Here is a 25,480-nt window from a genome sequence, read left to right on the forward strand (position 1 = left end):
CATAAAGACTCACAAAGGGTCCGGTCTAATATGGACCGGATCCTTTTTAAGTAATAGAAATATAATTTTATTGCTTAAAAAGCGTTTGGCAGAACAAGCCAGAGTATATTCATTTTGAGAATGGAGAGAATGTTATGTTAAATAAAAAATCAGTAGATGATATCAATGTAAAAGGAAAAAAGGTTCTTGTAAGATGCGATTTTAACGTACCACTTATTGATGGAAAAATCACAGACGAGAACCGTCTTGTTGCAGCACTTCCTACAATTAAAAAGCTGATTGCTGACGGAGGAAAGGTCATCCTTTGCTCACACCTTGGAAAACCGAAGGGACAGCCAGTACCGGAGTTATCTCTTGCACCAGTTGCAGTACGACTTTCAGAGCTTCTTGGACAGGAAGTAACATTTGCAGCAGATCCTGAGGTTGTAGGAGCTAACGCAAAAGCAGCAGTAGCCAATATGAAAGACGGAGATGTCATCTTACTTGAGAATACACGTTACAGAGCAGAAGAGACAAAGAACGAAGATGCTTTCAGCAAAGACCTTGCTTCTCTTTGTGATGTATTTGTAAATGATGCATTTGGAACAGCACATCGTGCACACTGCTCTAACGTAGGTGTTACAAAATATGTGGACACAGCAGTTGTAGGATATTTAATGCAGAAAGAGATCGATTTCCTTGGAAATGCAGTAAACAACCCGGAGAGACCTTTCGTAGCAATCCTCGGTGGAGCAAAAGTATCCAGCAAGATTTCTGTAATTGAGAACTTGATCGATAAAGTTGACACACTGATCATTGGTGGTGGTATGTCTTACACATTCAGTAAAGCTCAGGGCGGTACAGTTGGAAATTCACTTCTTGAGGCTGACTACTGCCAGTATGCACTTGACATGTTAAAGAAAGCACAGGAGAAAGGTGTAAAACTTCTTCTTCCTGTAGATACAGTCATTGCAGATGATTTCTCCAATGGAGCAAATAAAAAAGTTGTAAAAAGCGGTGAGATTCCGGACGGATGGCAGGGACTTGATATTGGACCTGAGACAGAGAAAATTTTCTGTGACGCAGTAAAAGATGCTAAGACAGTTGTATGGAACGGACCAATGGGCTGCTTCGAGATGCCGAACTTCGCACATGGAACAGAGGCAGTTGCAAAAGCACTTGCTGATACAGATGCAGTTACAATCATCGGTGGTGGAGATTCCGCAGCAGCAGTGAACCAGCTTGGATATGGCGACAAGATGACACACATTTCCACAGGTGGCGGAGCTTCTCTGGAATTCCTGGAAGGAAAAGAATTACCGGGTGTTGCAGCTGCTAACGATAAATAGGTGACGAAAACCAAGTATACACTCGTATCCAATGTTTTTCTTTGATTAATTTCAGAAAAATACTGAACAATAAAATTTAAATTAGGAGATAAAATCATGGCAAGAAGAAAAATTGTTGCAGGTAACTGGAAGATGAATAAAACTCCAAGCGAGGCAGTTGCTCTTGTAAATGAGTTAAAACCTTTAGTTGCAAATGACGAAGTAGATGTAGTGTTCTGTGTACCAGCAATTGATATTATTCCAGTTGCTGAGGCAGTAAAAGGGACCAACATTCAGGTTGGCGCTGAGAATATGTATTTTGAAGAGAGCGGGGCTTACACAGGCGAGATTTCACCAGCTATGTTAGTAGATGCAGGTGTCAAATATGTTGTTCTTGGACATTCTGAGAGAAGAGAGTATTTTGGTGAAACAAATGCTGATGTCAATAAGAAAATCCTGAAAGCATTTGAGCATGGTATTACACCAATTATGTGCTGTGGTGAGACACTGGAGCAGAGAGAGCAGGGTGTGACAATGGATTTCATCCGCCAGCAGGTGAAAGTCGGATTCCAGAATGTGACAGCAGATCAGGCAAAAACAGCAGTTATCGCTTACGAGCCAATCTGGGCAATTGGAACAGGTAAGACAGCAACAACCGAGCAGGCTGAAGAAGTATGCGCAGGTATTCGTGCATGTATCGCTGAAATCTATGATGAGGCAACAGCAGAAGCTATCCGTATTCAGTATGGCGGATCTGTAAATGCTGGAAATGCAGCAGAATTGTTCGCACAGGCTGATATCGATGGAGGACTTGTAGGCGGAGCATCTCTGAAAGCAGATTTCGGAAAAATTGTAAATTACAAGTAAGATTTTGAATCGCAGGGGGCGGCAGACACTTCCTGCGATTTTTACCCTGACTCGTCAAAGAGTCTTAAGGTATGAACAGTTTACGAAAATAAACAGCGCTAGAGGATAGTATTATGATATATAAAGAAATACCAATTCAAGTGGAAGGTTCTGATAAGACGAGCCGAGCACAGTTTTATATACTGGATACACTTCCGGACGAGATGAAGATCCAGAAACGGCCGATCATTCTGATTTGTCCGGGCGGAGGATATCACAAGGTCAGTTACCGAGAAGGAGAACCCCTTGCCATGCATTTTTTGAGTCTGGGCTATCATGCATGTGTGTTACAGTATTCCGTGTCACCGGAGGCATTTTATCCGACACAGCTTTTGGAAGTGACAGAGAGTGTCAGACAGATTCATGAACATGCAAAAGAATGGTATATTGACACAAAGAAAATTGTACTGGCGGGAGCTTCAGCAGGAGGACATCTGGCGGCTAATTACTGTGCATTTTGGAAACGCGAGTTTTTGGTGGAGAAAAGTGGTATGCAAAGAGAGATGTTAAAGCCAAGAGGCCTGATCCTCTGTTATCCGGTTATCACATCGGATCCGAAATATGCGCATATGCCAAGCTTCCAGAATCTTCTTGGAGATACAGTAGAGGAAGAGGCTTGGAACTTATCTTTGGATCATCAGATTACAGATTCCATGCCGCCTTGTTTTATCTGGCATACAGCAACAGATCAGACAGTACCGCTGCCGAATTCTCTGCTGCTTGCCATGGCATTATGGAAAGCAGGCATTCCGGTGGAGCTGCATGTGTATCCGGAAGGGATTCATGGACTCAGCCTTGCCAATGAACTGGTAGAATGTCTGGATGGCAGGGGTGTACAGGAGGAATGTACAAGCTGGATTTCGCTTGTTGATACATGGCTTGACAGACTTATGAAGAAAGAAGGAGAAGAATAATGAGCAAGAGACCAACAGTTCTTATGATTTTAGATGGTTACGGTTTAAATGATAATCAGAAAGGAAATGCTGTAGCTGAAGCAAAGACTCCGGTTGTGGATAAGTTAATGGCAGAGTATCCATTTGTAAAAGGATATGCAAGCGGACTAGCTGTCGGACTTCCGGATGGACAGATGGGAAACTCTGAAGTCGGACATCTGAATATGGGGGCCGGACGTATTGTGTACCAGGAATTGACAAAAATCACAAAATCTATTCAGGATGGAGATTTCTTTGAGAACAAAGCACTGCTTGCTGCATGTGAAAATGTAAAGAAAAATGATTCTGCACTTCATTTGATGGGACTTGTATCAGATGGAGGAGTACACAGCCATATTGAGCATATTTTCGGACTTCTTGAGTTGGCAAAAAGACAGGGACTTAAGAAAGTTTATGTACACTGCTTCCTGGATGGACGTGATACACCACCGGCATCAGGAAAAGAGTATGTAGAGCAGTTAGAAGCTAAGATGAAAGAAATAGGTGTTGGTGAAGTAGCGTCTGTTATGGGACGGTATTATGCGATGGATCGTGATAATCGCTGGGATCGTGTAGAAAAGGCATACCGTGCAATTGCATACGGAGAAGGCGAAAAGGCAGCAAGCGGACCAGCCGGAATCCAGGCATCTTATGATAAAGATACAACAGATGAGTTTGTTCTGCCAACAGTTGTTGAAAAAGATGGAGCTGCGCTTGCAACAGTCAAAGAAAATGATTCCATCATCTTCTTTAATTTCCGTCCAGACCGTGCGAGAGAAATTACAAGAACATTTTGCGATGATAAATTTGAAGGCTTTGACAGAGGCGAGAGAATTAAGACAACATTCGTATGCTTTACAGAGTACGATGTGACAATTGAAAATAAACTTGTGGCATTTGTAAAAGAAAAGATTACCAATACATTTGGTGAATTCCTTGCAAAGAATGGACTTAAACAGGCACGTATCGCCGAGACAGAGAAATATGCACATGTGACATTCTTCTTTAACGGTGGAGTTGAGGAGCCGAATGAGGGCGAGGATAGAATCCTTGTGAAATCTCCGAAGGTGGCAACTTATGATCTGAAACCGGAAATGAGTGCTTATGAAGTATGTGACAAATTAGTTGAAGCAATTGAATCTGATAAATATGATGTGATTATCATCAACTTTGCAAACCCGGATATGGTCGGACATACTGGCGTAGAAGGAGCTGCAATCAAGGCTATTGAGGCGGTTGATGAGTGTGTAGGAAAAACAGTTGAAGCAATTAAGAAGGTAGATGGACAGATGTTTATCTGTGCAGACCATGGAAATGCAGAACAGTTGATCGACTATGAGTCAGGCGAACCATTCACTGCTCATACAACAAATCCGGTTCCATTTATTCTTGTAAATGCAGATCCTGCATATAAATTAAGAGAAGGCGGATGCCTTGCAGATATTGCTCCGACATTGATTGAATTAATGGGAATGAAACAGCCAGCAGAGATGACCGGAAAGAGTCTTTTAGTGAAATAGTTGGTGAAAAATTGTAAGGGGCAGAACATGAATCGAGATCAAATTAAATTTCTTGCAATCATTACCATGACATGCAACCATATTGCAAATATATTTCTGACACCGGGAACGTTACTATTTGAGATTATGATCGACATTGGGTATTTTACTGCAATTACGATGTGCTACTTTCTGGTGGAAGGTTACGGTTATACCCATGATAAGAAAAAATATGGGGAGCGGCTGCTGCTGTTCGGTGTGATATCATTCATACCATTTTGTCTGGCATTTGGTATGGTCCAGATGAATATGCTGTGTACCTTATTTTTGTGTTTCCTGATTCTTAAGGTTATGGAAATGTCCACTTTAAAATGGGAAAAATGGATTGTAATATTAATTTTAATCTTTGTATCCCTGTATTCAGACTGGGCATTACTGGCTCCTGTTTTTACAATTTTATTTGCAAAAAGTAAAGGAAATCGAATAAAAACAGCAATATCATTTGGAATAGGAGCATGTTTATTTGCAGGATTTAATTATTTGTCAAATTTAGAGAGTATGAGTACGGGCAGTGCGCTGATTCATGCATTGTGTTCAGGTATCGGACCGGTTGTGGCAGGAATCATCATTTTATTCTGCTACAATGGAAAGAAATCTAATCATGCAGGGAAAGCGTCAAAATGGTTCTTTTACATATACTATCCGGCGCATCTTCTTTTCTTGTGGGCAGTACATCAGCTTTGCATGTTGTAGAGAAGTATAAATAACAGGAGTACAGGAATATGAGCAAAAAATATGAGATATTTTTATTTGATCTGGACGGAACTATCACAGATTCTGCTCTTGGAATCACCAATTCAGTCATGTATGCATTGAAAAAGTTCGGCATCGAAGAGACAGACCGGACAAAATTATATAAATTTATCGGTCCGCCGCTTACAGAATCCTTTGAGAAATTTTACGGTTTTACAAAAGAGCAGAGTCTGGATGGAGTAAAGTATTACCGGGAATATTATCATGATAAAGGCATCTATGAGAATCGTGTTTATGATGGATTAGAAGAAGTTTTAAAGAAGATAAATGAAGCCGGAAAGCAGGCAATTGTTACAACATCAAAACCGGAGGAATATGCAAAGATTATCATTGATCATTTTCATCTGACTCAATACTTTGCATGCGTTGCGGGTATGGAGATGGACGGTGGAAGAGGAACAAAAGCGCAGGTCATTACCTATGCTCTTGAGAAAAATGATATTACAGACAAGTCTAACGTACTTATGATCGGTGACCGCGAACACGATGTCATCGGCGCCCATGAAAATGGACTTGACTGTCTCGGCATTCTCTACGGATTTGGAAGCCGCAAAGAATTTGAAGAAGCCGGAGCGGATTACATTCGTGAAAATGTAGAAGACATTTTACAATTCGTATAAAAATTTATTCGCCAATATTAATCCAGAGAAAATTATTATTTGTCAAAGGCACGCTCGCGCTACCTTCCGCTGGTAGCGGTACATAAGGCGCTAAAAAACACCGCCTAAGTACCGACCGCTCCAGAGTACCTTTCTCCAAATAATAATTTTCCTGGATTTTCTATATTTTGAACAAAATTATAAGGTGATTTTCGCTTTTCGAAGGAATTATAAAGTGTAGTGATATTAGTGAATAAAAAGAATCCAGCAAGGTGATGTTATTTGACGGTAGAGTGATTTCTGATACATCTGCGAGTATAGTCTCATATATTTTACATTGTCTGAGTCCATACGGACGAGTTTGTAAAATATATGAGAAATAAACGACGCAGCAGATGTCAGAAATCATTCGTGTCAGGAACACATCTAGCTGGATTCTTTTTTATGTATCACTACAAATTATTAATTACGCCTCTAAATTCTTGTTTGCTGTGGAAAGCATCAGTTTAATTCGATTCAACTGATTTACTTCACTTGCGCCCGGATCAAAGTCGATCGCTACGATATTTGACTGTGGGTAGCGTCTTCGTAACTCTTTAATAACACCCTTGCCTACTACATGGTTTGGCAGGCAGGCAAATGGCTGTGTACACACGATATTTGGTGCACCGCTGTGGATCAGCTCTAACATTTCGCCGGTCAGGAACCAGCCTTCACCAGTCTGATTTCCAAGAGATACAATGTCAGAAGCCATCTTTCCGAGATCACGGATATCTGCAGGCGGGTTAAAATGTTTGCTCTTCTTAAATGCTTCGGTAGCCGGAGCGCGGAACCAGTCTATGACCTTGATGCCCCAGTTTGCAGCAGTTGCTTTTGATTTCGCAAATCCAAGCTTTTCTACTTTGAAGTTCTGATTGTAGAAACAGTACTGCAGGAAGTCCAGAAGATCTGGGACAACAGCTTCAGCCCCTTCACTTTCCAGCAGATCGACCAGATGATTATTAGCTGCCGGAAGGAATTTGACAAGAATCTCACCGACAACGCCGACGCGTGGTTTTTTAACATCTAAAAGTTCGATATTATTGTCAAAGTCTTCGATGATCTGCCGGCATAACTTCTTGAATTTTCGTCTGGAAGGATAGCCGGAAGAGACAAACTCTTTACATACTTCCACCCATTTTCTATGCATTGCATTCACAGATCCCGCAACAGCTTCGTATGGTCTTAAACGATACACACATTTCATAAAGATATCACCAAATACTACGCTGTAAATACCACGAAGTACGAGAGCGGGTGTGATCTTAAATCCAGGATTTTCTTCCAGTCCGCTTAAGTTGATGGAAATAACCGGAATATATTCGTAACCGGCTTTTTTTAGGGCACGGCGGATAAATCCGATATAATTGGAAGCACGGCAGCCACCACCGGTCTGGCTGATGATGACAGCAATCTTGTGTGTATCATATTTGCCGGAAAGGATGGCCTCCATGATCTGTCCGACAACCATAAGGGACGGGTAACATGCATCATTGTTAACGTATTTAAGCCCCACATCTACTGCCTGTTTGTTGTCATTTGGAAGGACTTCGATGTTGTATCCGGAAGCTTTAAATGCAGACTCCATCAGTTCGAAGTGGATCGGTGACATCTGTGGGCAGAGAATCGTGTAATTCTCGCGCATTTCCTTTGTGAAAGATACTTTTTTAATAGCTGCGGAATGAATCGTACGTTTGTCATTTCGCTGTTCTCTGACGCGGATAGCAGCCAGAAGAGAGCGGACACGGATCCTTGCAGCACCTAAGTTGTTGACTTCATCAATCTTCAGAGATGTATAGATCTTATCTGAATTATTTAAAATATCCGCAACCTGATCGGTTGTGACCGCATCCAGTCCGCAACCGAAAGAGTTGAGCTGGATCAGATCCAGATTGTCTTTTGTTTTTACATAGTTTGCCGCTGCATACAGACGGGAATGGTACATCCACTGATCCATCACGTTGAGTGGGTGCTCAGCTGGGTTTAAGTGGGAGATGGAATCCTCAGTCAGCACAGCAATATTATAAGAATTGATCAGTTCTGGAATGCCATGGTTAACCTCCGGGTCAATGTGATATGGACGTCCTGCCAGTACAATACCTCTGTTTCCGGTCTCATCCAGGAATTTGATAACTTCCTCCCCTTTTCGACGCATATCTTCACGGCATGCTGCAAGTTCTTCCCATGCGGCATGGACGGCAGACTGGATCTCCTGATTGGAAATATCAAATTTCTTTCCAAGTTCTTCCACCAGGCGATAGGAGATAGTATCCTCGCTGGCAAAAGAGAGGAATGGGTGCATAAAATCAACTTCTCCATTTACAATGGCATCAATGTTATTCTTGATATTTTCCGGATAAGAAGTAACAATCGGGCAGTTGTAATGGTTGTCAGAGTCTGCAAATTCATTGCGCTCGTAAGGAATGCTTGGGTAGAAAATGTGTTTCACACCTTCGTTGATCAGCCATTGTACATGTCCGTGAGCCAGTTTTGCCGGGTAGCATTCAGATTCACTTGGAATGGACTCAATACCGAGTTCATAAATGCTTCTTGTAGAAGCAGGAGAGAGTTTGACAGAGAATCCAAGCTGATTGAAAAATGTGAACCAGAACGGATAGTTTTCGTATATATTTAATACACGGGGGATTCCGATTACACCGCGTTTTGCAGATCCTTCCGGCAATGGTTCATAGTCAAAATAACGTTTTAATTTGTATTCAAATAAATTTGGCAGCTTATTCTCGGATTTTGCTTTTCCGAGTCCGCGTTCGCATCTATTTCCGGTAATGAACTTACGTCCGCCGCTGAAATGATTAATCGTCAGACGACAGTTATTTGTACAGCCTTTACATTTTGTCATAGTTGTAGAATATTCCATGGCCTCAATGTCCTCAATAGAGAGCATAGTCGTGCCTTCGCATTCTACATAACGTTCACGTGCAATGAGAGCTGCACCAAATGCGCCCATAATTCCGGCAATATCTGGACGGATAGCCTCACATCCTGCGATTTTCTCAAAACTTCGAAGGACAGCATTGTTGTAGAATGTTCCACCTTGAACTACGATATGTTTTCCAAGTTCCGATGCATCAGAAACTTTGATGACCTTGAATAACGCATTCTTAATAACAGAATATGCAAGTCCTGCGGAGATATCAGCAACCTCAGCACCTTCTTTTTGTGCCTGTTTAACCTTGGAGTTCATAAATACAGTACAACGTGTTCCAAGGTCGATTGGATTTCTTGCAAATAAAGCTTCGTGGGCAAAATCTTCAACAGAATAATTCAGTGATTTTGCAAATGTCTCAATAAATGAACCACAGCCGGAGGAGCAGGCCTCATTGAGCTGTACACTGTCAACGGTCTGATTCTTGATCTTGATACACTTCATATCCTGACCGCCGATGTCCAGAATACAATCAACATCCGGCTCAAAGAAAGAAGCAGCATAGTAATGAGAGACAGTTTCTACTTCACCTTCGTCAAGGAGAAGGGCTGCTTTGATCAGAGCTTCTCCATATCCGGTAGAGCAGGAGTGTACAATCTGTACATCCTCTGGTAATTTGCTGTAAATATCTTTGATCGCAGTAATTGTTGTACCAAGCGGATCTCCGTCATTGTTGTGATAGAAGGAATATAAAAGTGTTCCGTCTTCGCCGACAAGAGCTGCCTTTGTAGTGGTAGATCCGGCATCAATACCAAGGAAAGCCTTTCCTTTATAGGTAGCCAGATCTCTGATGGGAACCTGATCCTTGTCGTGCCGCTTTTTAAACTCTTGAAAGTCAGCTTCACTTGCAAACAAAGGTTCCATACGGTCAACTTCAAATTCCATCTTAATCTTGCCTTCCAGGCGCTTTTGCATCTCCTGGATTGGTACGTCCAGATCCTTTTTTGAGTTCAGGGCAGAACCAATGGCTGCAAACAGATGGGAATGATTCGGGGCAATGATGTGCTCATCATCCAGATTCAATGTACGGATAAATGCCTTGCGCAGTTCGGAGAGAAAATGCAGAGGTCCGCCAAGGAATGCAACGTGTCCGCGAATAGGTTTACCGCATGCAAGACCACTGATAGTCTGGTTGACAACTGCCTGGAAAATGGAGGCAGCCAGATCTTCTCTTGCAGCACCGTCGTTGATGAGTGGCTGGATATCTGTCTTTGCAAATACACCACATCTTGCAGCAATCGTGTAAAGTGCTTTGTAATTCTTTGCGTATTCGTTAAGACCGGAAGCGTCTGTCTGAAGAAGAGATGCCATCTGGTCAATAAAAGAACCTGTACCACCGGCACAGACACCATTCATACGTTGTTCAATATTCCCGCCTTCAAAATAAATGATTTTAGCATCTTCACCGCCGAGCTCAATAGCTACATCGGTCTGAGGAGCGTAGTCCTGAAGAGCCGTGGATACGGCTATAACTTCCTGAACGAAAGGTACCCCCAGATGCTTGGCAAGTGTCAGTCCGCCAGATCCGGTGATGACCGGAGAGACGTGAATGGCACCAAGTTTATGAATGGCACGACCAAGAAGATCAGATAAAGTCTCCTGGATATTGGCAAAATGTCTTTCATAATCGGAGAACAGTACTTCATTGTCCTGATCTAATACAGCAATCTTGACTGTAGTGGAACCGATGTCAATACCGAGAGTGTAAATGTCGTTTTGAACCATAATTTATGTACTCCTTATTCAATGTTTATTATTAAAAAAAGATATGATTAAAATTCATTTGGCAGATATCTCTTCCTATTACAATGTAATCTGCCAATATAACTAAAATATTATACGACAGTTTGCGCCAAATTACAATTAAGAAATCGTGTTCTTAACATAAAAGAAACATAAAAGAAATATGAAATGCGAATAAAAAAATTGTAAAAAATGTAAAATTACAGAAAGCTGGGGAGCGTATGATTGACAAAATAATAGCAAGACGATAGAATGGCTATGTGTGAAAATAATTTTAACAGGAGTTAGGACAATATGAATTGGATGGACAAACTGGAACGAAAGATCGGAAGATATGCAGTTCCGAATCTGATGTTGTACATTATCATCATGTATGGAGCCGGATATGTGCTCTACTTGATAAATCCGGCATTTTATGCACAGTATCTCTGCCTGAATGCACAGGCAATTCTACACGGACAGGTCTGGAGGATCATTACATTTATCATTCAGCCTCCGTCATACAGTCTGATCTGGATGCTGGTGGCATTATCTCTTTATTATTTTATCGGGAAAGAACTGGAACGGGCATGGGGGACTTTCCGTTTTAACCTCTACTTCTTTGCCGGAGTTCTGTTTCATGTGATCGCTGCCATTTTGGTCTATGTACTGACAGGGCTTGTATTGCCGCTTGGAACAGGATATCTGAACATGTCGTTATTCCTTGTATACGCAGCTATGAATCCGAATGCACAGTTCATGTTATATTTCATCATTCCGGTGAAAGCCAAATGGCTGGCGTGGCTGGACGGAGCATATTTTATCTGGGCAGTTATCCAGGCATTTCTCCCGGCGTATGGAGGAAGTGCCTATGGAATATACTATAAAGCAAATGCACTGGCGGCAGTTGTCTCAATCTTGAATTTCCTGATATTTTTCCTGAATTCAAGAAATGTAAGACCATACCGTCCTTCACAGGTGAAGCGCAAAAATGATTTTTACAGACAGATTCATAAGGCACGCCCGGTCAATTACTATAAGGACGGTGCAAGACATAGATGCGCAGTCTGCGGAAGAACCGAACTGGATGACCCAAAACTGGAGTTTAGATATTGTTCCAAGTGCAATGGAAATTATGAATATTGCCAGGAGCATTTATTCACTCATAAACATGTAATTTAGAAATTGAACAACAAAAGGAGAACAGGAATGAAGAAAACAAAGATTGTCTGCACAATGGGACCGAATTCAAACGATGAGAATATCATGAGACAGCTTGTAAAAGAAGGCATGGATATTGCAAGATTTAACTTTTCACATGGCTCACATGAAGAACAAAAAGGCCGTATGGACATGTTGAAGAAGATTCGCGAAGAAGAGAAGAAACCAGTGGCAATCCTTCTGGATACAAAGGGACCGGAAATCCGTACAGGTGTTTTGAAAGACGGAAAAAAGGTATTGTTAAAAGAAGGCGAGACAATCACTCTGACGAATGAAGAAATCGAAGGAGATGAAACAAAAGTTTCTCTGACATACAAAGGTCTGGTCGATGATGTGCAGATCGGGAACATGATTCTGATCGATGATGGTCTGATCGGACTTAAAGTAAAAGAAAAGACGGAGACAGATATTATCTGTACAATCGTTAATGGTGGTGAACTTGGCGAGAGAAAGGGAGTCAATGTCCCGAATGTTCCAGTCAGACTTCCGGCAATTACAGAAAAGGATAAAGAAGACCTGAAATTCGGTGTTGAGCAGAAAATTGACTTTATTGCAGCATCATTTGTAAGAAATGCTGAGTGTATTCTGGAAATCCGTTCTTACTTAAATAAATGCGGAGCACCATATATTCCGATCATTGCAAAGATTGAGAACTCGGAGGGAATTGATAATATTGATGAGATTATCCGCTGTGCAGACGGTATCATGGTTGCCAGAGGAGATCTCGGTGTAGAAATCCCGGCAGAAGAAGTTCCATATCTCCAGAAATTGATCATTCAGAAATGTAATGATAATTACAAACCGGTCATTACAGCAACTCAGATGCTGGATTCTATGATCCGTAATCCACGTCCGACAAGAGCAGAGGTTGGAGATGTGGCAAACGCAGTTTACGACGGAACAGACGCTGTCATGCTTTCAGGTGAGACTGCACAGGGAAAATATCCGGTTGAAGCACTGAAGATGATGGTACACATTGTAGAAAGTACGGAGCAACATTTGGATTATAAGGAGATGCTGGAAAAAGCAGGTGCACACAGAATGAGAAATGCTTCCAGTGCTCTGGCATATGCAACTGTAACAACTGCAAGAAATCTGAAAGCAGCGTGTATTATTACACCAACTGTATCAGGAGCAACTGCAAGAGTTGTGTCCAAATTTAAACCGAAGACAGAGATTATCGGTATATCACCAAACGAAGATACACTTCGCAGAATGCAGATTTACTGGGGAGTACGTCCGTATTGCTCTATTAATGCAAATTCTACAGATGAAATCTGTAGCAGCGCGTTAGATCTTGTAAGAGCAAAACAGATTGCAGAGACTGGAGACACTGTAGTCCTGACAGCAGGAATTCCTTCCCCGAATATTTCCGGAAATGTTGCCGGAGTCAGCAATATTATGAAAATAGCAGTGATAGATTAAGAACTACTGAAAACGAACAACAGATGAGAGATTTCTTTCATCTGTTGTTCGTTTTTTGAATATATTTCTCATTTAAGCACTTGACTGATAGCGAGAAATATACTATAGTGTTCCGTAAGAGAACTACTACAAAAGAATAAAAATGAGAACAGGTGAAAAAATGGAAGATAAATCATATATCGAACGCCTGATGGAATTTGGGCTTACAAGGCAGGAAGCAGGAATTTACGGCTGCCTGATCAGTGAAGGAAAGACGACAGGCTATGAAGTCGCAAAGCAGCTTGGAATATCTAGATCCAATGCGTATAATTCGCTTGCAAGTATGACTGAAAAAGGCGCGGCTTATCTGGTGGAAGAAGGAACAACAAAAAAATATGTATCTGTGCCATTGGACGAATTTTGCCGGAATAGAATCCGGAGGCTGGAAGAGTCCCAAAGATGGCTAAAGAAGCATATGCCATCTGAAAAAGATCATGTAGAAGGGTACATTACAATAGAAGGTTCTTCTAATATTTTGGATAAGATTCGTAATCTTCTGGCAAAAGCCGAAGAGAGAGTATACATTTCCTGTACAAGAAATTACCTGTTATTGTTCGTGGATGAGCTGGAAAGTCTGATCCGGGCTAAAAAGAAAGTCGTAATTGTGACAGATCAACCTGTGAATTTTAGAAATGCCAGAGTCTATATGGGAAACAATCGTGGAATGCAGATTGGTGTGATTACAGATTCCAGATATGTGCTGACCGGAGAGTATGGAGAAGGAAGTATTAATACATGTCTTTATTCCGGACAGAAAAATTTTGTAGAGTTATATAAAAGTGCTCTTAGTAATGAAATAAAACTTCTGGCAATACGAGAGGAGAACATGCAATGAAGAAAAAACCATTTGTAACAAAAGAACAACTGGATGAAATTATTAAAAAATATCCAACTCCATTTCATCTTTATGATGAGAAGGGAATCCGCAAGAATATGCAGGCACTAAAAGAAGCATTTGCATGGAATCCGGGGTATAAAGAGTATTTTGCAGTTAAAGCAACGCCGAATCCGTTCCTGATTGATATTTTGAGAGAGTATGGATGCGGATGTGACTGTTCTTCTTATACAGAACTTCTCCTTTCAGATGCAATGGGAGTAAAGGGAGAGGACATTATGTTTTCTTCCAATGACACACCGAGAGAAGAATATGAACTTGCACACAAGTTAGGAGCAATTATTAATCTGGATGATATTACGCATATTGATTTCCTTGAAGAGACAATTGGCGAGATTCCAGAAACGATCAGTTGCCGGTATAATCCGGGCGGACTGTTTAAGATTAGTAATGATATTATGGATAACCCGGGAGATGCCAAGTTTGGTATGACAACGGAGCAGCTTTTTGAAGCATTTAAGATTTTAAAAAGCAAAGGTGCGAAGGAATTTGGAATTCATGCCTTCCTTGCAAGTAATACTGTAACAAATGAATATTATCCGATGCTTGCAAAAGTATTATTTGAAGTGGCTGTAAAGCTTCAGAAAGAGGTAGGCATTCATATCAAATTTATTAATTTGTCAGGCGGTATCGGAATTCCGTATACACCAGATCAGGAGCCAAATGATATCCGTGCGATTGGAGACGGTGTGCGGGAAGTTTATAATGAGGTTCTTGTGCCTGCAGGCATGGGAGATGTAGCTCTTTATACAGAACTTGGAAGATTTATGTTGGGACCTTATGGCTGCCTTGTAACAAAAGCAATTCATGAGAAACACACCCATAAGGAATATATTGGGGTAGATGCATGCGCAGTAAATTTGATGCGTCCGGCTATGTATGGTGCATATCACCATATTACAGTTATGGGAAAAGAAGATACGCCGTGTGATCACAAATATGATGTAACAGGTTCCCTTTGTGAGAATAATGACAAATTTGCAATTGACCGTATGCTTCCGAAGATTGATATGGGAGATGTTCTTGTGATTCATGATACAGGGGCACATGGATTTTCTATGGGATACAATTATAATGGAAAATTAAAATCCGCAGAGGTGCTCTTAAAAGAAGATGGAAGCACACAGCTTATCCGAAGAGCTGAAACACCAGCAGATTATTTCGCAACCTTTGATTGTTTTGATATTGGAAAAAAATTAATAAAATAAATGTTGTATTTCACGCAGTTGTGTGTTACAATTAATCTCGGCTTGAAAAAGCTGGGATATGCGGATGTGGCGGAATGGCAGACGCATCAGACTCAAAATCTGACGTAGGTGACTATGTACGGGTTCAAGTCCCGTCATCCGCAGTTGATTTATGAAAGAGCATCGAAGACTTAAAGTTTTCGGTGCTTTTTTGTTCTTGCACATTTATTAGATATTCATTATAATAAAATCGATGTTTTTAGAGGAACAAAAGAAGAAAGAATGAAATGACGAAAGGAAGAAGATTATGGGATTTACAGTACAGGATATGCTTGATATGAAATTATTTCAGAAAGCGAATCTGCTCTGGGGCAAAGGTGGTATTGGCCAGGAAATCCGTGGTGTTACGATTATTGAATCTCCAGATATTGTTCGTTTTATCAGTGGTGGAGAGGTCCTTCTGACAGGATTGAATGCATTTCAGAATTGTTCCCCGGAAGAGTTCCGCAGTTATATCGCGGAGCTTGCAAAGAAAAAAGTAAGTGCACTTGTGATTAAGCAAGGAAGAACCGTAGACTTCATGGAGGAAAAGATGGCGGTCATACAGGAGTATGCTCAAAAGACAGAAATTCCTGTCATTGAGATTCCGTTTGAAATGCCATTTCGAGAAATTCTTAATACGATCATGGAGCATATTTTTAGTGAGGAAGTTATCAGACTTAAGTATTTTAAGACAACTCATGATAATTTCACGGCACTGTCACTTTCCTTTCATTCCATGGAAAATGGAGTGCAGCGTATTGTAGACATTTTGTCAAAACTGATTGGAAACCCGGTGGCATTGTTTGATCAGAATCTGGAATGCCAGGCGACAACAGATACGAGAATCCGTGAATTTGAAATTCAGCCGGACGCAAAAGAATATTCTTTAGACTTCTATTCAAATTATAAATACCGGAGACAGGAAATTACATTGGAGGAAAAACCGGAAGAAAAGATCGGGCAGTATCTTGTGCGATTGAATGTTATGTATAATGCGAGAATGTATCTGGTTGTTACTGAAACAGAACATCCGGTCAACGGTATGGATTTTATTGCAGTTGAGAATGCAGTAACAGCGTTGAAGCAGGAATTGTTCCGTCAAAGTTCACTGGCAGATCTTGAGAAAAAGTTCCAGAGTGATATTATGAACAATATTTTGAATGGAAAGGTTCACTCAATTCAGGAACTTCGAAGGGACAGTTCCCTGCTTGGGATTTCTATGGATGCGTCCTACCGTATTATTGCGTTCAATCTCGGATATAGCTCAAATCAGGTCGATCTGAATGACACGGTGAAATACACGAATATATTGAACAATGCGATCGCTATTGAATTTCCGAATGTGAAGATTCAGAATGATATGGACAGAGTCATTGTGATCCAGGAAGTAGATCCGGCGAGAAAACAGGAAGAATATCGTCACGAATTGAAAGAAATAGTCATGAAAATCCAGAAGCGTGTGGCAAGTACGAAAAAAGATTTGAAAGTCTGTGCCGGAGTCGGACGAATGATAGAGGGGATTGAACATATTCCGAGCAGTTTTAAAGAGGCAACTGATTCACTGATGTTTATTGATATTCTTGGAGATGAAAATGAAGACAGTCAGTCCAAAATTATGATTTTCTCCGACATGGGAATTTTCAAACTGCTTTGTCAGCTCAGTGATGAGAAAGAAATGATGGAATATGTACCAGAATCTCTTCAAAAATTATATCATTACAAAAAACAGCAGCGTCAGGATCTGATCCTGACACTTAAGACTTATCTGGAACACAACCAGAATCTGACAAAGACAGCTCAGGACTTGTATATACATTATAAGACGGCGGCCTATCGTATTGAGCGGATTTCGCAGATCACAGGCATAGATTTTGATAACCCTAATGAAGTACTATCTGTCCGAATTGGCTTAGTTGTATGTAAAATGATGGAAAATTTAAAAAAATAGCAGTTTTTTGAGAAAGTAACAGAGATTTATCAGTTGTTGATAAATCTCTGTTATTTTTTTGTCCAATTATGCAGATGCGTATTGTTAAAAAAATATCTATAATATGAGACATAGAAAAACAAAGATTCACAAGGGAGGAGGAATTCGGATGAAAGCAAATATAAATCGTGTGGTTTCCAGATTAGAAGACATTTATCAGTGTGGTAAAAAAGAAGATGGAACGTACACGAGAATGGCATTCTCCGAAGAAGATGTAAAAGGAAGAGAACTTTTTGCATCTTGGGCAAAGCGCCTTGGCATGACATGCCATGTGGACGAAGCTGGTAACCTGATTGCTCATATGGATGGGCAGGATAATGATCTTCCGGCAATCATGATGGGTTCCCATCTTGACACGGTTCCGGACGGAGGCCGATACGATGGAGTGACTGGCTGCGTTGGAGGATTGGAAGTATGTGAAGTGTTAAAGGAACATGGAAAAGTTCCGAAACACCCGATCGAGGTGATTGTGTTTACCGATGAAGAAGGATTCCGTTTTGGAAAAGGACTTCTGGGAAGCAGTTCACTTTGTGGACAGGACCCTGATGTCAGTGATGATGAGCTGGATATTTACGGTGAGCCACGAGGCGAAGTGATGAAATCATATGGAATCACAAGTGCAAATGTGATGAAAGCCAAAAGAGATCCAAAGACGGTACACAGTTTTATCGAACTTCATGTAGAACAGGGATCCAGACTTTATAAAGCACATACACCGGTCGGCGTTGTATCATCGATTGCAGGTGTGAACCGATATGATGTGACTGTAGCAGGCGAGGCAAATCATGCAGGAAGTACTGCGATGGCTGACAGAAAAGATGCACTCGTTGCTGCGGCTGGATTCATCAACAAGGTTCCGGAAATTGTAAAAGAGTATGGAAATGAATTTACTGTTGCAACAGTCGGAACCATTAAAGTTACACCACATTCCGTTAATGTAATTCCAGGAACTTGCACTTTCAGCCTGGAGATTCGTGACCAGAGCGCAGAAGTTATGAAACTGATCGAAAATCATCTCAGACAGCTTCTTGAGGACATCTGCAAAAAATATGGAGTTACATCTACATTTGTTCCGACATCTTATCATGATCCGGCGCCAATGTCGGAATTAGTAAGAGGAACAATAGAGGAAGCGGTAAAAGAGCTTGGAATTGATTATACAGTCATCCCAAGCGGTGCATTTCATGACTCCCTGATCATGACAAGCGTATTCCCGACAGGAATGATTTTCGTGCCTAGCAAAGACGGAATCAGTCATTCCAGATATGAATACACAGCACCGGAAGACATTGAGAATGGCTGCAATGTTTTGTTAAATACAGTTTTAAAACTGGATGAAAAATAAAAGTCGAAAGACATGATGCACTTTAAGAAAACCTTAAAAAAGAAAGGCAGGTAAAAACTATGGCAAAGAAAAAAATTGGTATTATCGGTGGCGGAATCTCAGGAGCAGGACTGGCTTATCACTTAAGCCTCTACGAAGGAGAAGCTGATGTGACAGTATTTGAAAAGGACACAATCGGTGGAGCTTCTACAGCAAAATCAGCCGGAACTGTATGTCTTTTTGATGATTCCCTCAAGAACAGATACTGGGACGTTAGACTTTATGGTTTCGAGTCCTATCTGAAAATGGAAGAGGAAGAGAAAGGTTCAGCAGGATTTGATAAGACAGGAACTCTTGTAGTAGCAACAAATGAAGAAGTAGAGAAGGTTATTAAGACAGGAATCGCTCTTGCAAAAGCAGCAGGATATACAGGAGAGTATATTACAGATAAAGACCGTATCAAAGAAATCCTTCCAGACATTTCTACAGAAAATATTCTTGGAGCAGGATATACAGAGGATGACGGATATTTTGATGGAACAATGATTTCCAATACATATATGAAAAAAGCTCAGAAAAATGGCGTAACTGTAAAGACAGGCGTGAAAGTTACAGATGTTAAGATCGTAGATAACAAAGTAAAAGGTCTTACAACTGACGATGGAGCAGAGTATGAGTTTGATGTAGTTGTTGACTGTACAGGTCCATGGAGCAAAATTACAGGAGAAATGGTTGGACTGAACGTACCAATCTGGCATACAAAAGCGGAAGCATTCTTCTTATGCCCTCCAGGAAAGAAATTAGACTACACATTCCCAGTACTGAAATACCCAGAGTTCTATGCACTGAGAGCAGGAGACAACATTTTTATCTGCAAATCTCACTTATCTATGGATCTGAACAATCCGATGCATGCAGGACAGTGGGATCCAGACAAATTACCTGCAACAGGTGGAACAGACGATTACTTCATCGACTTCCTTCTGGATCAGTTGGATGCTAAGGTTCCGGGAATCGTAGACAGCGGACTTGTATCTTCCTGGTTATCCTACCGTGCAGAGCCAAAGGATTTCTGGCCGGTACTTGGTAAGACACCAGTAGAAGGATACATGCTTTCAACAGGATTTGGTGGAAATGGAGTCATCGAGGTTCCGGCAGCAACACGTGATCTTGCAAAACTGATCATGCGTGACGAGAGCACACCACTTCTTGAGAACTGGGCATTCGAGAGACTTCTTGAAGACTAATAAGCAAACGAAAGTTACCATTGAAAGTAACAGATGAAAGTAAAAATAATAGGAGGAAACTATGAATATAGCAGTTCTTATTAAGCAGGTTCCGGTATCTAACGATGTATCTGTAGACCCGGAAACACATGCACTTGTACGTGCAAGCTCTGAAGGAATGATTAATCCGGCAGATCTGAATGCCATTGAAGAAGCAATGCAGTTAAAAGAGCAGACAGACGGAAAAGTTGTAGTATTTACGATGGGACCACCGGATGCAGAAAAAGCATTGCGTGATGCGATGGCACTCGGATGTGACGAAAGCTGCCTGATCACAGATAGAGCAGTTGCAGGAGGAGATACCGTAGCAACAGCAAAAGTATTAGCAAAAGCAATTCAGTTATATGGCGAATTTGACCTGATCTTAGGAGGTGCCCTGTCAGCAGACGGGGCAACCGGACAGGTGGCAGCAATGGTTGCAGAAGAATTAAATCTTCCACATGTTGTAGAAATCCAGTCTGTAAAATATAAGGAAGATCAGGCAGGAAAAGTTGAAGTTGTAAAGAAAATGCACGATACAAGTTTCAGGATTGCCTGTGTTACACCGGCAGTATTATCTGTAAACTTTGGTTGCAATGAGCCAAGACTTGCAACACTTAGAAGTAAACGTGCGGCAAAATCAAAACCACTTGTTACCTATACAAATGCTGAACTTGGATTTGCAGCAGAGGAAATTGGAATCAAGGGATCACCGACAGTTACTGTTGATTCCTTCCAGCCGGAGACAAAGAGAAGTGCTAAGATGCTTACAGGTACACCGGCAGAACTTGCAAAACAGCTTTATGACCTGATTGAAGAGGAGAAAGGAAAGTAGACCTATGGCTAATGGAATTTGTGTTTATGCAGAAAGTTATAATGGTGAATTAGAGACGGTAGCTGCAGAACTGGTTTCAGCGGCAAAAGGTCTGGCTGAGACAACAAAAGAAAAAGTTCAGGCAATCGTTCTTTCCGACCATGCAGAAGAACTTGTAAAAGAATTAGATAAGCTTGGTGTAGATGAAATCTATGCAGTAAAAGCAGATCATGATATCACACTTCAGGATGATGCAGTCAGTGCTGCAATTGCTGAAATGTTAAAGAAAATCGAGCCATCCGCAGTGCTTGTTCCGGCAACACCACAGGGACGTTCTATTTTCTCAAGAGTAGCGATGCGTCTTGGTTGTGGTATGACTGCGGACTGTACAGAGGTTCTGGCTGCTCAGAGAGAAGACGGTTCTTTCTATATTAAACAGAACAAACCGTCCTACGGAGAAAATGTATTTGTTACAATTCTTACAAAAGAAGGTATTTATCCGCAGATGATGACAGTAAGACCTGGTGTCTATGCAGCCTGTGAGGCAAAAGAAAGCGGAAATGCAAATGTAACATTTTTTGATGATATCAAAATTGAAAAATCTGGAGTTGAGATTCTGGAAGAACTTCCGGCAGAAAATACAACAGACAGTATTCTCGGAGCAGAAGTTGTTGTTGTCGGAGGACGTGGAGTTCTGGAAGATGATAACTTTGAACTTCTCGAGAAATTTGCTGAGAAAGTCGGAGGAGCAATCGGAGGAACAAGACCAATGGTTGATTCAGAGATGATTCCGTTCAATCACCAGATTGGACAGACAGGACTTACAATCCGTCCGAAGATCTGTATCTCCTTTGGTGTATCCGGAGCAATTCAGCATACAGAAGGAATCAAGGATACAAATTTATATGTTGCAGTCAATACAGACGAAAATGCTGCGATTTTTGGAGTTGCAGATTACGGAATCCAGGCAGATTTAAAAGAAATTCTGGAGAACTACCTGACACTGTAATATAAAGACAGAAATTACTTACCTCAATTTTAGAATATATGCATGCTTTAAAAAGCATGACAAAAAGGAAAGCTCATCGCCGGGCTTTCTTTTTTTGCCATCAGAGTCTTGGATGGAACAATTTGATAGAAATGTATCAAATTTAGCGTTATTTTATTTGTTTTGATAATATATAGCTTTTAAAAAAAACAGATTTGGTGTATAGTAATAAGGTAGTTTGTTTATTAACAAGGAGACTATATGAGCGAGAATACAAATAAAAAAATTGTGCTCATCGATGGGCACAGCATATTAAACAGGGCATTTTTCGGACTTCCGGATCTGACGAATTCCGAAGGACTTCATACGAATGCAATCTATGGATTTCTGACGATCATGTTCAAGATTCTGGATGAAGAAAAGCCGGATTATCTGACGGTCGCATTTGACGTGCATGCGCCGACATTCCGTCATAAGATGTATGACGCTTACAAAGGAACAAGAAAGCCGATGGCAGACGAACTGAGGCAGCAGGTTCCGGTTATTAAGGAAGTCCTTTGCTCTATGGGGATTAAGACTATAGAGTGTGCGGGATTGGAGGCTGACGATCTTCTTGGAACACTGTCCAGACGATGTGAAGAAGAAGGAATGGAAGTGTCCGTTATTTCCGGAGACAGAGATCTTCTGCAGCTTGCAACGCAACATGTTAAGATCCGCATTCCAAAGACAAAGCAGGGTCGTACTGAAGTGGAAGATTATTATGCGGCAGATGTGAAAGAACGTTATCAGGTGACACCGAAGGAGTTCATTGATCTGAAAGCGCTGATGGGCGACACGGCCGATAACATTCCAGGAGTTCCAAGCATCGGAGAAAAGACAGCGACCAAGATTATCACAGAATATCATTCAATCGAGAATGCATATGAACATGTGAGTGAACTGAAGCCGCCACGAGCGTCCAAGGCACTTGCTGAGCACTGGGATATGGCAGTTATGAGCAAGACACTTGCCACGATTGAAGTGCATGCGGATTTTCCGTATGAACTGTCTGAGGCGAAGCTTGGTAATATATTTACAGAAGAAGCATATGCATTTTTCCAGAAACTACAGTTTAAGAATCTTTTGTCCAAATTCGATGTTACTGCACCGGCAAATCAGGTGGAAGACGGATTTGAACAGATTACAGATTATAAGAAGGCAGAAAAAGTTCTGGATCAGGCAAAAGAATCCACATGTGTTGGAGCGGTCATCTTCCAGAATACGGAAAATGTACTTCCGCTTTTTGCAAATGAAGCGGCAATTGGCGGTATCGGTCTTTGTTTTGATGAAGAGCATGCATACTGTATTGAAGTGACTGAGCAGATTACAAAGGAATTCCTTCTTGAAAAGCTGAGTAAGCTGAATGAAAGTTGCGGACGTTTTGTCATGTTCGATATCAAAGAAGCTATGAAGTGGCTGCCAATCAAAAATCAGAAGCATTGTTTTGATGCAACGGTTGCGGCTTACCTTTTGAATCCGTTGAAGAATGATTACACATACGAAGATGTGGCAAGAGAGCAGCTTAATATTGTAATTGAAGAAAAGTCAGAAGCTTATGTAAAGGTTTGCTATGAAGCATATACAGCGTTTAAGGGCAGTGACTTGTTATACAAGAAGTTAGAAGAAACACAGATGCTGCATCTATTTGAAGATATTGAGATGCCGCTTGTATTTACTCTTTATGATATGGAAAGAAATGGGATCCGTGCTGAAGGTGAGGCGCTGAAAGTTTATAGCAGCCAGCTTGGCGGACGGATTAGTGAACTGGAAAAAGAAATTTACGAAATGGCAGGTGAATCGTTCAATATTAATTCACCAAAGCAGCTTGGCGTGATCCTTTTTGAAAAGCTTTTACTTCCGGGAAGTAAAAAGACGAAAAGTGGTTATTCCACTGCGGCAAGTGTGCTGGACAAGCTTGCACCGGATTATCCGATTGTAAGTAAAGTGCTGGAATACAGACAGCTTACAAAGCTAAAATCTACGTATGCAGATGGTCTGGTCAATTATATTGAAGAAGATGGACGAATCCACAGCAAGTTCAATCAGACAATTACAGCGACCGGACGGATCAGCAGTACGGAGCCGAATCTTCAGAATATTCCGGTCCGGGTAGAACTGGGACGGCTGATCCGGAAGGTATTTGTGCCGGAGGACGGATACATTTTTGTGGATGCCGATTATTCACAGATTGAACTTCGTGTGCTGGCACATTGTTCCGGTGACGCAAATCTGATCGAGGCTTACCGGGAAGAAAAGGATATTCATAGAATTACAGCTTCTCAGGTATTTCACATTCCTTTTGAAGAGGTAACTCCACTTCAAAGAAGAAATGCGAAAGCGGTCAATTTCGGTATTGTATATGGGATCAGTTCTTTTGGATTGTCTGAGGACTTGAGTATTGGCAGAAAAGAAGCTGCAAAATATATTGAAGATTACTTTAAGACATATCCGGGAATCAAGACATTTCTGGATGATACTGTGGCACATGCAAAAGAGATGGGGTATGTTGTGACATTGTTCGGAAGAAGACGTCCGGTTCCGGAACTTTCTTCCAGCAATTTTATGCAGCGTTCCTTCGGAGAGAGAGTGGCAATGAATGCACCAATCCAGGGAACCGCAGCAGATATTATGAAAATTGCCATGATCGGTGTGAACCGTAGACTGAAAGAGCAGAATCTGAAGTCCAGACTTGTACTTCAGGTACATGATGAACTTCTCATAGAAGCTTACAGACCAGAACTTCCGGAAGTAGAAAAAATCCTCCGGGAGGAGATGGAGCAGGCGGCATCCTTAGATGTACCGCTGGAGATAGATATGCACACAGGAGAAAACTGGTACGAAGCAAAGTAAGGGGTGGAGATTATGAAAATTATAGGTATTACTGGCGGAGTAGGAGCAGGAAAGACACAGATACTGGAATATTTAAGTGACAAATACGGAGCTTCCGTTTGTCAGACTGATAAGGTGGCAAAGAAATTACAGAAAAAAGGCGGAATCTGTTACGATCCGATCGTAGAACATTTCGGTACAGAAATACTGGACGAAAAAGGGGAGCTTGACAGAAAGAAGCTTTCAGATATCGTGTTCGGTGATCCCAAAGAGTTAAGTGTACTCAATGAGATCGTACACCCGGCGGTAAAAGAGGAAGTAAATAAAAAAATCAAAAAAGAAGAACGCAAGAACACGAATCTTCTGATTGTAGAATCGGCTGTTCTTGTAGAAGATCATTATAATGAGATCTGTGATGAGCTCTGGTATATATATGTGGAGGATGCAGTGCGCAGAAACCGTCTTTACTATTCCAGGGGATATGATAATAAGAAGATTGATGAGATTATTGCAGCACAGCTGCCAAAGGAGATGTTCCTAAAAGCCTGTGACCGTGTAATTGATAATAGTGGAATCTTTGCAGAGACAATGATCCAGATCGATCAGATTGTAAAGGAATTATAGACAGATCTCATACCTAAGATATACGGAAGGAATTTAC

At 41.2% G+C, this 25,480-nt stretch carries 18 protein-coding genes and 1 tRNA gene; 18 read left to right on the forward strand and 1 reads right to left on the reverse strand.

Going from position 1 to position 25,480, the window contains the following annotated elements; all coding sequences use genetic code 11:
- Positions 1–134 precede the first annotated feature (134 nt).
- The 6 genes from pgk (at position 135) to LI164_RS00105 (ending at position 6,077) form a co-directional block, all read left to right on the forward strand.
- Positions 135–1,328, forward strand: a complete 1,194-nt coding sequence (gene pgk / locus LI164_RS00080) for a phosphoglycerate kinase (protein WP_227086571.1) — start codon at positions 135–137, stop codon at positions 1,326–1,328.
- A 96-nt stretch (positions 1,329–1,424) separates the two neighbouring features.
- Positions 1,425–2,174: a triose-phosphate isomerase gene (gene tpiA / locus LI164_RS00085; protein WP_005332546.1), complete on the forward strand. Its 750-nt coding sequence runs from the start codon at positions 1,425–1,427 to the stop codon at positions 2,172–2,174.
- Between the two features lie 113 nt (positions 2,175–2,287).
- Positions 2,288–3,127 carry an alpha/beta hydrolase gene (locus LI164_RS00090; protein WP_227086572.1) on the forward strand — a complete coding sequence of 280 codons (840 nt, stop codon included), beginning with the start codon at positions 2,288–2,290 and terminating at the stop codon, positions 3,125–3,127.
- Positions 3,127–4,665, forward strand: a complete 1,539-nt coding sequence (gene gpmI / locus LI164_RS00095; protein WP_227086573.1) for a 2,3-bisphosphoglycerate-independent phosphoglycerate mutase — start codon at positions 3,127–3,129, stop codon at positions 4,663–4,665. The genes LI164_RS00090 and gpmI overlap by 1 nt, the downstream gene beginning before the upstream one ends.
- Positions 4,666–4,692: 27 nt before the next feature.
- Complete coding sequence (locus LI164_RS00100) at positions 4,693–5,397, forward strand: TraX family protein (RefSeq protein WP_022279046.1); 705 nt, start codon at positions 4,693–4,695, stop codon at positions 5,395–5,397.
- A 29-nt stretch (positions 5,398–5,426) separates the two neighbouring features.
- Entirely contained in the window at positions 5,427–6,077 is a 651-nt protein-coding gene (locus LI164_RS00105) for an HAD family hydrolase (RefSeq protein ID WP_227086574.1), read from the forward strand.
- 445 nt (positions 6,078–6,522) lie between these two features.
- Here the strand turns inward: LI164_RS00105 and LI164_RS00110 are convergent, their stop codons facing one another.
- Positions 6,523–10,767 carry a 2-hydroxyacyl-CoA dehydratase gene (locus LI164_RS00110; RefSeq protein WP_227086575.1) on the reverse strand — a complete coding sequence of 1,415 codons (4,245 nt, stop codon included), beginning with the start codon at positions 10,765–10,767 and terminating at the stop codon, positions 6,523–6,525.
- A 312-nt stretch (positions 10,768–11,079) separates the two neighbouring features.
- Between LI164_RS00110 and LI164_RS00115 the strand changes: the two genes are divergently transcribed.
- From LI164_RS00115 to coaE, 12 genes are all read left to right on the forward strand, one after another.
- On the forward strand, positions 11,080–11,946 hold the full coding sequence (locus LI164_RS00115; protein WP_117606115.1) for a rhomboid family intramembrane serine protease: 867 nt from the start codon (positions 11,080–11,082) through the stop codon (positions 11,944–11,946).
- A gap of 27 nt (positions 11,947–11,973) precedes the next feature.
- A complete protein-coding gene (pyk, locus tag LI164_RS00120) occupies positions 11,974–13,410 on the forward strand; it encodes a pyruvate kinase (protein ID WP_117606116.1) in 1,437 nt (478 codons plus the stop codon).
- Positions 13,411–13,552: 142 nt separating this feature from the next.
- Positions 13,553–14,284, forward strand: a complete 732-nt coding sequence (locus LI164_RS00125; RefSeq protein WP_005332555.1) for a TrmB family transcriptional regulator — start codon at positions 13,553–13,555, stop codon at positions 14,282–14,284.
- Positions 14,281–15,552, forward strand: a complete 1,272-nt coding sequence (locus tag LI164_RS00130) for a diaminopimelate decarboxylase (protein ID WP_173793527.1) — start codon at positions 14,281–14,283, stop codon at positions 15,550–15,552. The genes LI164_RS00125 and LI164_RS00130 overlap by 4 nt, the downstream gene beginning before the upstream one ends.
- Positions 15,553–15,612: 60 nt before the next feature.
- A tRNA-Leu gene (locus tag LI164_RS00135) sits at positions 15,613–15,695 on the forward strand.
- Positions 15,696–15,838: 143 nt separating this feature from the next.
- Positions 15,839–17,521, forward strand: coding sequence for a PucR family transcriptional regulator (locus LI164_RS00140; RefSeq protein WP_117606118.1), 1,683 nt, complete (start codon positions 15,839–15,841; stop codon positions 17,519–17,521).
- A gap of 148 nt (positions 17,522–17,669) precedes the next feature.
- Positions 17,670–18,905 carry a Zn-dependent hydrolase gene (locus LI164_RS00145; RefSeq protein WP_040015436.1) on the forward strand — a complete coding sequence of 412 codons (1,236 nt, stop codon included), beginning with the start codon at positions 17,670–17,672 and terminating at the stop codon, positions 18,903–18,905.
- Between the two features lie 59 nt (positions 18,906–18,964).
- The gene (locus LI164_RS00150; RefSeq protein WP_005332569.1) at positions 18,965–20,131 is read left to right on the forward strand and encodes an FAD-binding oxidoreductase; all 1,167 of its coding nucleotides are present in this window, start codon (positions 18,965–18,967) and stop codon (positions 20,129–20,131) included.
- 61 nt (positions 20,132–20,192) lie between these two features.
- Positions 20,193–20,984: an electron transfer flavoprotein subunit beta/FixA family protein gene (locus LI164_RS00155; protein WP_117682475.1), complete on the forward strand. Its 792-nt coding sequence runs from the start codon at positions 20,193–20,195 to the stop codon at positions 20,982–20,984.
- Between the two features lie 4 nt (positions 20,985–20,988).
- A complete protein-coding gene (locus tag LI164_RS00160; RefSeq protein WP_005332571.1) occupies positions 20,989–21,972 on the forward strand; it encodes an electron transfer flavoprotein subunit alpha/FixB family protein in 984 nt (327 codons plus the stop codon).
- 240 nt (positions 21,973–22,212) lie between these two features.
- The gene (gene polA, locus LI164_RS00165) at positions 22,213–24,840 is read left to right on the forward strand and encodes a DNA polymerase I (protein WP_117648915.1); all 2,628 of its coding nucleotides are present in this window, start codon (positions 22,213–22,215) and stop codon (positions 24,838–24,840) included.
- A 12-nt stretch (positions 24,841–24,852) separates the two neighbouring features.
- The gene (gene coaE, locus LI164_RS00170; RefSeq protein WP_117682476.1) at positions 24,853–25,443 is read left to right on the forward strand and encodes a dephospho-CoA kinase; all 591 of its coding nucleotides are present in this window, start codon (positions 24,853–24,855) and stop codon (positions 25,441–25,443) included.
- Positions 25,444–25,480: the final 37 nt, after the last annotated feature.

Origin of the sequence: Dorea sp. 210702-DFI.3.125 (assembly GCF_020560945.1) — a bacterium.
Classification (GTDB): Bacteria; Bacillota; Clostridia; order Lachnospirales; family Lachnospiraceae; genus Dorea; species Dorea formicigenerans.

Coding starts and splice junctions, on each gene's coding strand:
- pgk (WP_227086571.1), top strand. CDS start 135: ATGTTAAATAAAAAATCAGTAGATGATATCAATGTAAAAGGAAAAAAG.
- tpiA (WP_005332546.1), top strand. CDS start 1,425: ATGGCAAGAAGAAAAATTGTTGCAGGTAACTGGAAGATGAATAAAACT.
- LI164_RS00090 (WP_227086572.1), top strand. CDS start 2,288: ATGATATATAAAGAAATACCAATTCAAGTGGAAGGTTCTGATAAGACG.
- gpmI (WP_227086573.1), top strand. CDS start 3,127: ATGAGCAAGAGACCAACAGTTCTTATGATTTTAGATGGTTACGGTTTA.
- LI164_RS00100 (WP_022279046.1), top strand. CDS start 4,693: ATGAATCGAGATCAAATTAAATTTCTTGCAATCATTACCATGACATGC.
- LI164_RS00105 (WP_227086574.1), top strand. CDS start 5,427: ATGAGCAAAAAATATGAGATATTTTTATTTGATCTGGACGGAACTATC.
- LI164_RS00110 (WP_227086575.1), bottom strand. CDS start 10,767: ATGGTTCAAAACGACATTTACACTCTCGGTATTGACATCGGTTCCACT.
- LI164_RS00115 (WP_117606115.1), top strand. CDS start 11,080: ATGAATTGGATGGACAAACTGGAACGAAAGATCGGAAGATATGCAGTT.
- pyk (WP_117606116.1), top strand. CDS start 11,974: ATGAAGAAAACAAAGATTGTCTGCACAATGGGACCGAATTCAAACGAT.
- LI164_RS00125 (WP_005332555.1), top strand. CDS start 13,553: ATGAGAACAGGTGAAAAAATGGAAGATAAATCATATATCGAACGCCTG.
- LI164_RS00130 (WP_173793527.1), top strand. CDS start 14,281: ATGAAGAAAAAACCATTTGTAACAAAAGAACAACTGGATGAAATTATT.
- LI164_RS00140 (WP_117606118.1), top strand. CDS start 15,839: ATGGGATTTACAGTACAGGATATGCTTGATATGAAATTATTTCAGAAA.
- LI164_RS00145 (WP_040015436.1), top strand. CDS start 17,670: ATGAAAGCAAATATAAATCGTGTGGTTTCCAGATTAGAAGACATTTAT.
- LI164_RS00150 (WP_005332569.1), top strand. CDS start 18,965: ATGGCAAAGAAAAAAATTGGTATTATCGGTGGCGGAATCTCAGGAGCA.
- LI164_RS00155 (WP_117682475.1), top strand. CDS start 20,193: ATGAATATAGCAGTTCTTATTAAGCAGGTTCCGGTATCTAACGATGTA.
- LI164_RS00160 (WP_005332571.1), top strand. CDS start 20,989: ATGGCTAATGGAATTTGTGTTTATGCAGAAAGTTATAATGGTGAATTA.
- polA (WP_117648915.1), top strand. CDS start 22,213: ATGAGCGAGAATACAAATAAAAAAATTGTGCTCATCGATGGGCACAGC.
- coaE (WP_117682476.1), top strand. CDS start 24,853: ATGAAAATTATAGGTATTACTGGCGGAGTAGGAGCAGGAAAGACACAG.